Raw genomic sequence first — 6,091 nt, 5'->3', positions numbered from 1 at the left:
CCCCGGGGCCGCGAGCGACGCCGTCAACCGGGCCTGCGCCCAGTCCTGCTCGCCCGCGCGCGCTCCCCGAGGACGCCCCGGCCACGGGTGGCCATCGCCCCAGGCCGAGCGGCCGCGGCGCAGCCTGCCCGTCCCCTGCACGGAGCGAGCTGCGTTCAGTGAGCGCGTGTGGCCACGAGGTCCGCGACCCGGGTGGTGTGGGCGCCGAGGCCGGTCAGCCGGGTGAGGGCGGCCCGGTACTGGGGCTCGTCGACGCTCGCTGTGGCGTCCGTGGTGATCGTCGTGCCGTAGCCGAGGCGGAGGGCTGTGGTGGCGGTGGCCGCGACGCCGTGGGCGGTGGACAGGCCGGCGAGGACCAGGTCGGTGACGCCCTCGTCGCGCAGCGTCTCGTGCAGGCCGGTGCCCTCGAAGGCGTCGAGGGCGGTCTTGGTCACCAGGTGGTCGCCGGCGCGCGGCGCGCACTGAGGGACCAGCTGGTTGCGCGGGGCGTCGGCACCGCCGTCCCCGCCGTCGGCGCTCACATGCCGGACGAGGACGACCACCGAGTCGGCGTCGGCCGTGAAGTGCTCGCGCAGCCGTCCGCACGCCTCGACGACGGCGGTCCCGTCGATCGGCTGCCACGGCATGCCGACGATCCACCGCTGGAGGTCGATCAGGACAAGTGCCGTACGCGCGCGTGCCATTGGTTCCCCCGGGGACGGTGATCAGCGGTCCCTCGCACGCTACCAAGGCGGCCGTCAGGCCTGACGGGACGCCAGCTCGATCACGGTGATGTCGGACGGGGCGCCCACGCGGGTCGGCGGCCCCCAGGCGCCGGCGCCGCGGCTGACGTACAGCTGGGTGTCGCCGTAGCTCTCCAGGCCCGCGAGGGTCGGGTTGGCGGCAGAGGCGATGAGGTTGCCGGGCCACAGCTGGCCGCCGTGGGTGTGGCCGGAGAGCTGGAGGTCGACCCCGTGGTCGACGGCCTCGTGGATCTGCACCGGCTGGTGGGCGAGCAGCACGCACGCGCGCGTACGGTCGCGGTCGCCTAGGGCGCGGGCGAAGTCGGGGCCCTGGCCCTCGTCCTCTCCGGCCACGTCGTTCACACCGGCCAGGTCGAAGTGGGGCAGCTCCGTGCGGGCGTTCTCCAGCGGGCGCAGGCCGAGCCGGCGGACCTCCTCGACCCACTGTTCGGCACCGGAGAAGTACTCGTGGTTGCCGGTGACGAAGAAGGAGCCGTGCCGTGCGGTCAGCTGCGCGAGGGGCGCGGCGGCCGGGCCGAGGTCCTTCACGCTGCCGTCCACCAGATCACCGACGACCGCGATCAGGTCCGGCTGGGTGGAGTTGATGGTGTCGACGACCTTCTGCGCGAAGCCCCGGCCGAGCACAGGACCCAGGTGGATGTCGCTGACCACCGCGATCCGGTAACCGTGCGCCGCGCGCGGCAACTTGGCGAGCGGCACGGTGACCCGCTTCACCTTCGGCCCGCTCAGCACGCCGTACGTGCCGTACCCGACGGTCGCCACGGCGGCGGCAGCGGCGGCCCCGCCGACGACCCGGGAGACGAAGAGACGGCGGGAGGGGCCGGTGGGGGTGGTGGGGTCGGTGGGGGTGGTGGTCTCGCCGGGGGTGCCGGTGTCGTCGTCGGCGGTCTCGGCGGCCGGTGCCGGTGCCGTGCCCGCCGGTATCGGCGTCGGCTCCTGCTCCCGTACCGGTGTCGCCCGCCGTGCCCGGCGCTCCAGCACCCGTCGCAGGACCGGCCGTACGAGCTCGCCCGCGAGGACCGCCAGCAGCAGGTACAGGGCGAGGGCCAGCCACAGGAAGCCCGGCCAGGCCAGGGTCTGCTGGAGCCAGAACGGGGCTCCGGCCCGCTCGGCGACGAGGGCGCCGATGGTGAGCGCCCAGCCGCCGGCGATCACCACCGCGCCCGCGCGGCGCATCGCGCCGGGACCCCGGGTGGTGTCCCGGAACAGCCTGCGCCACACGTACCAGTTGCCCGTCACCAGGACGGCCAGCACCAGCAGTGCGATGAGGACGAAAACGACGGCCACGGTGCCCAGTTCCCCTGTTTCCGGTCAGGACGTCCGTGACGTCCGGCTCAGTGCGCGCAGCCCGCGCAACCCGATGGCTCCCACGACCGTCCCCAGTACGAAGGAGACGACGGCGAGCAGCAGGTGCACCCAGAAGTAGGCCGTGGGCTCACCGTCGTCGAAGGCGAGACCGCTGCTGTCCTTGACCAGGTTCTTGACGAAAGTGATCCAGATGACCCAGCTCCACACCCCGAAAGCGAGCAGGAACCAGGACACGGGGCGGCTGAGCTTCATGGATCCAGTATCACCGGGCGGTGTCCGAAACCTTGCCCGGGGTGGGGACCGGGGGACGACGGGCCCGGACGTGGCATGTACGTTTCCGACCGTGCCCGCACCCAAGAACACCGTCCGGCGATCGCTGCTGGCCGCCTCCGTCGCCCTCGTGTCCACCGCGCTGACCGCGCCCGCCGCCGTCGCGGCGCCCGGTCCCACGACGAGCCCGTCGGCCACTCCCCCGGCGAAGATGTCGACCATCGGCGGTGCCCGGCTCGGGCAGCCGGGCACCCAGGTGAACCTCGCCACCGGTGTGCCCGTGCTGCCGAAGGGCATATCGGCGCGGTCCTGGATCGTCGCCGACGCCGAGTCGGGCGAGGTGCTCGCCGCGCACAACGCGCACTGGCGGCTCGCCCCGGCGTCCACCCTGAAGATGCTGTTCGCGGACACCCTGCTGCCGAAGTGGCCCAAGACGGAGAAGCACAAGGTCGTCCCCTCCGACCTGGCCGGGATCGGCGCCGGTTCCAGCATGGTCGGGATCAAGGAGGACGAGACCTACACGGTCCACGATCTGTGGCTCGGTGTGTTCCTGCGCTCCGGCAACGACGCGGTGCACGTGCTGTCGGCGATGAACGGCGGCGTGGAGAAGACCGTCCGGGAGATGAACGAGCACGCCGAGGAGCTGCAGGCCCTCGACACGCACGCGGTCAGCCCCGACGGCTATGACGCGCCCCGGCAGGTGTCCTCCGCGTACGACCTGACGCTGATCGCCCGCTCCGGGATGCAGAAGAAGGACTTCCGCGAGTACGCCTCGACGGTCCGCGCGAAGTTCCCGGGCGAGACGAAGAAGGACAAGAAGGGCAAGAAGGTCCGCAAGCCCTTCGAGATCCAGAACACCAACCGGCTGCTGACCGGCGACACGGACGTGCCCGTCTACCAGGGCATCGCGGGCGTGAAGAACGGCAACACCACCAACGCGGGCGCCACCTTCACCGGTGTCGCCGAGCGCGACGGCAAGGTGCTGCTGGTCACCGTGATGAACCCGGAGAAGGACGAGAGCAACGAGGTCTACAAGGAGACCGCGAAGCTCTTCGACTGGGGGTTCAAGGCGGCCGGGAAGGTCGAGCCGGTGGGTGAGCTGGTGCCGCCGAAGGGCGCCGCACAGGCCGGTGGCGGGACGGGTGCCAGTGCCTCGCCCGGTGAGGCGGGCGGCTCGTCCCAGGGTGCCGTGGGCTCGAAGCCGGTGGCGAGCGCACCGGCGGGGAGCGGTTCGAGCGGGGTCGGCGTGGCGCTGTCGGTCACGGGCGGTGTGCTGGCGCTGCTCGCGGGCGCCGCGTTCCTGGTCAACCGCCGATGGCCGCTGCCGGACCTGGTGCGCCGTCGCTCCCGTTCGTGACCCCGGCGCCCTCGGATGTGTCCGCCTCCTTGCTCGGGGTCGCCGTCCAACCGGCGCAGAACAGGACGAGCTTCGACGTGAAGTTGATCCACAGCAGCAGGGCGACCGGGACGCCGAACGCGCCGTACATGCTCTTCGCGGCCACGCCCTGCAGATAGCCGCTGAGCAGCAGCTTCAGCAGCTCGAAGCCGACCGCTCCGACGAGTGCGGCCACGATCAGGCGGTGCCGGGTGGGTTCGACGCCGGGCAGCAGCGTCAGCACGTACAGCAGGAGCAGGAAGTCCGCGCCGACGGCGACGGCGAAGGCGGCGATCCGCAGCAGGGCGCCGCCCCAGCCGCCCTCCTCCAGGCCGATCCCGTCGCTGATCCGGCCGACCAGCGCGGAGGCGACGGTGGAGGCGCCCAGGGTGATCAGCAGCGCGCCGCCGAGCCCGAGCAGGATGCCCAGGTCCTTGGCCTTGCGCAGGACCGGGTTCTCCTCCTCGTCGGGCAGTTCCCACACCGCGCGCAGGCACTCGCGGGTGGAACCGGCCCAGCTGACGCCGGTGAACAGCAGCAGCACGGCGGCGATCAGACCGACGGTGCCGGCGTTCTGCACCAGGCTGTCGAGGTTCAGCCGGTCGGAGATGCCGGGGATCTGTTCGGCGATCTTGTCCTGGAGGGTGTCCTGCTGCTCCTCGCTCAGCGTGGCGGCGGCGATCGCGGCGGCCACGGTGAGCAGCGGGAACAGGGCGACGAAGCTGGTGAACGTCATCGCGGCGGCCAGCCGCGTCCAGTGCACGCGGTCCAGCCGCTCGTACGTCCGCCACGCGTGCGTGAGCATCAGCCGGGCGAACCACGGCCCGACGACCGGAAGTTTCTTCAGCCAGTCCATGATCCGTCCCTGCCCTCGGTGTGGAAGACCAATGTTCTGGTGCCCCAGAAACGCAGGAAGGTGGCCAGGACCATGCCGATGACGGCCCAGGAGACGGTGTCCGCGCGCTGGGAGGTGAGGCCGAGGCCGTAGTGACTGATGGTCAGGCAGAGGAGCTGTACGGCGGCGCCCGCGAGGTTCACGGCGAAGAACACCGCGACGGTGCGCAGCCCGGTACGCGCGCGTGCGGTGCGGTAGGGGCCGAGCGCGTTGCCGGCGTAGGCCACGAGGCAACCCGCCACGAACGACAGCGCCTTGGCGGTGAGCGGGCCGGCGCCGGCGGGTCCGCGCAGGCAGGTGAAGACAGCGAGGTCGACGGCGTAGGCGAGCAGCCCGGCGGCGGCGAAACCGATCAGCTCGCGGCGGCGGGCGGCCCGGGACGTCCGTCGGCCCGTGCGGGCGGGGCTCAGGGCGTCGGCTACCAATTGGCCACCGCCAGCGCGTACATCGCGACCCACACCGCGCCGATCACGGCGAGGGCACGGTCGCGGAGGACCACGTCCTCGGGTTCGCCGGCGGTGCCGCGGTCGGCGAAGACGGCGTAGCGCAGGACCGCGAGGACGAAGGCGACCACGGACAGCTGGCGCCAGGGCAGCACGCTGGTGTGCGGCACTCCGCCCTCCTCCAGGGCCCACAGGCAGTAGCCGAGCACGGCGACCCCGGCGGCGAGCTGCCAGACGAAACGGAGGTAGCCGGTGGAGTACTCGGTGAGCAACGCGCGCGTGGCACCGGCCTTCGAGGCCATCTGCACGGCCTCGGAGTAGCGCTTGGCGGCGACCATGAACAGCGCGCCGAACCCGGTGGTGATCAGGAACCAGCGCGACAGCGGGATCCCGAGGGCCAGCCCGCCGCTCACGGCCCGCATCAGGAAGCCGGTGGTGACGACGACGAGGTCGACGACCAGGACGTGCTTGAGGCTGACGCAGTACGCCAGTTGCAGGGCGAGGTACGCGACCAGGAGCGCGGCGACCTGAGGGGGGCACAGCCAGGCGGCGGCGAGCGGCGCGAGGACGCCGAGGGCGGCGCCCGCGGCGTAGGCGACGGGGACGGGCACCTGGCCGGCGGCGACGGGGCGGTGGCGTTTGGTGGGGTGGGCGCGGTCGGCCTCGGCGTCGCGGGCGTCGTTGAGGAGGTACACGGCCGCGGCGGAGGCGGTGAACAGGACGAAGACGAGCGCGAGTTGGCTGAGGGCCTGCCACGAGAAGAGTTCACCGGCGGCGGCCGGGGCGGCGATCACCAGGACGTTCTTGACCCACTGCTTGGGGCGCGCGGTGACCAGCAGGCCCCTGAGGAGGCCGCGCTTCGGCGGCGGTGGCGGCTGGTCTCGGGCGGCGCGCTGGCGCAGCAGCGTGGTGTCAGCCATGGGCGCCCTCCCTGATCCAGCGCAGGCCGAGCCGGGCGGTGAGCGCGCCGAGGGCGGCGCCGGCGGCCACGTCGGAGGGGTAGTGGACGCCGGCCACCAGGCGGGACAGGCACACGGCAGCGGCGAGCGGCGCCGCC

The 6,091-nt window shown here is 72.7% G+C and carries 8 protein-coding genes; 1 reads left to right on the top strand and 7 read right to left on the bottom strand.

Annotation, left to right across the window (positions count from 1 at the left end; translation table 11 throughout):
- Positions 1-155: 155 nt before the first annotated feature.
- Genes N4P33_RS31375 through N4P33_RS31365 form a run of 3 tightly spaced genes read right to left on the bottom strand, consistent with a single transcriptional unit; the run spans position 156 to position 2,303 of the window.
- Positions 156-683, bottom strand: a complete 528-nt coding sequence (locus N4P33_RS31375; protein WP_260830337.1) for a cysteine hydrolase family protein — start codon at positions 681-683, stop codon at positions 156-158.
- Positions 684-737: 54 nt separating this feature from the next.
- Positions 738-2,030, bottom strand: a complete 1,293-nt coding sequence (locus N4P33_RS31370) for a metallophosphoesterase (RefSeq protein ID WP_260830336.1) — start codon at positions 2,028-2,030, stop codon at positions 738-740.
- 24 nt (positions 2,031-2,054) lie between these two features.
- On the bottom strand, positions 2,055-2,303 hold the full coding sequence (locus N4P33_RS31365) for an SCO4848 family membrane protein (protein ID WP_260830335.1): 249 nt from the start codon (positions 2,301-2,303) through the stop codon (positions 2,055-2,057).
- Between the two features lie 91 nt (positions 2,304-2,394).
- Between N4P33_RS31365 and N4P33_RS31360 the strand changes: the two genes are divergently transcribed.
- Entirely contained in the window at positions 2,395-3,678 is a 1,284-nt protein-coding gene (locus tag N4P33_RS31360; RefSeq protein WP_399030456.1) for a D-alanyl-D-alanine carboxypeptidase family protein, read from the top strand.
- Here N4P33_RS31360 and N4P33_RS31355 read toward each other — a convergent pair.
- From N4P33_RS31355 to N4P33_RS31340, 4 genes are all read right to left on the bottom strand, one after another.
- The gene (locus N4P33_RS31355) at positions 3,626-4,552 is read right to left on the bottom strand and encodes a YihY/virulence factor BrkB family protein (protein WP_260830333.1); all 927 of its coding nucleotides are present in this window, start codon (positions 4,550-4,552) and stop codon (positions 3,626-3,628) included. The genes N4P33_RS31360 and N4P33_RS31355 overlap by 53 nt on opposite strands.
- The gene (locus tag N4P33_RS31350) at positions 4,540-5,016 is read right to left on the bottom strand and encodes a GtrA family protein (RefSeq protein WP_260830332.1); all 477 of its coding nucleotides are present in this window, start codon (positions 5,014-5,016) and stop codon (positions 4,540-4,542) included. Before N4P33_RS31350 ends, N4P33_RS31355 begins: the two co-directional genes overlap by 13 nt.
- A complete protein-coding gene (locus N4P33_RS31345) occupies positions 5,010-5,954 on the bottom strand; it encodes a decaprenyl-phosphate phosphoribosyltransferase (protein WP_260830331.1) in 945 nt (314 codons plus the stop codon). The genes N4P33_RS31350 and N4P33_RS31345 overlap by 7 nt, the downstream gene beginning before the upstream one ends.
- On the bottom strand, positions 5,947-6,091 hold a 145-nt coding region (locus tag N4P33_RS31340), incomplete at its 5' end, for a phosphatase PAP2 family protein (protein WP_260830338.1). The genes N4P33_RS31340 and N4P33_RS31345, both read right to left, overlap by 8 nt.

Source organism: Streptomyces sp. 15-116A, assembly GCF_025290915.1.
Classification (GTDB): domain Bacteria; phylum Actinomycetota; class Actinomycetes; order Streptomycetales; family Streptomycetaceae; genus Streptomyces.
This window is presented reverse-complemented; position numbering and strand designations above follow the sequence as displayed.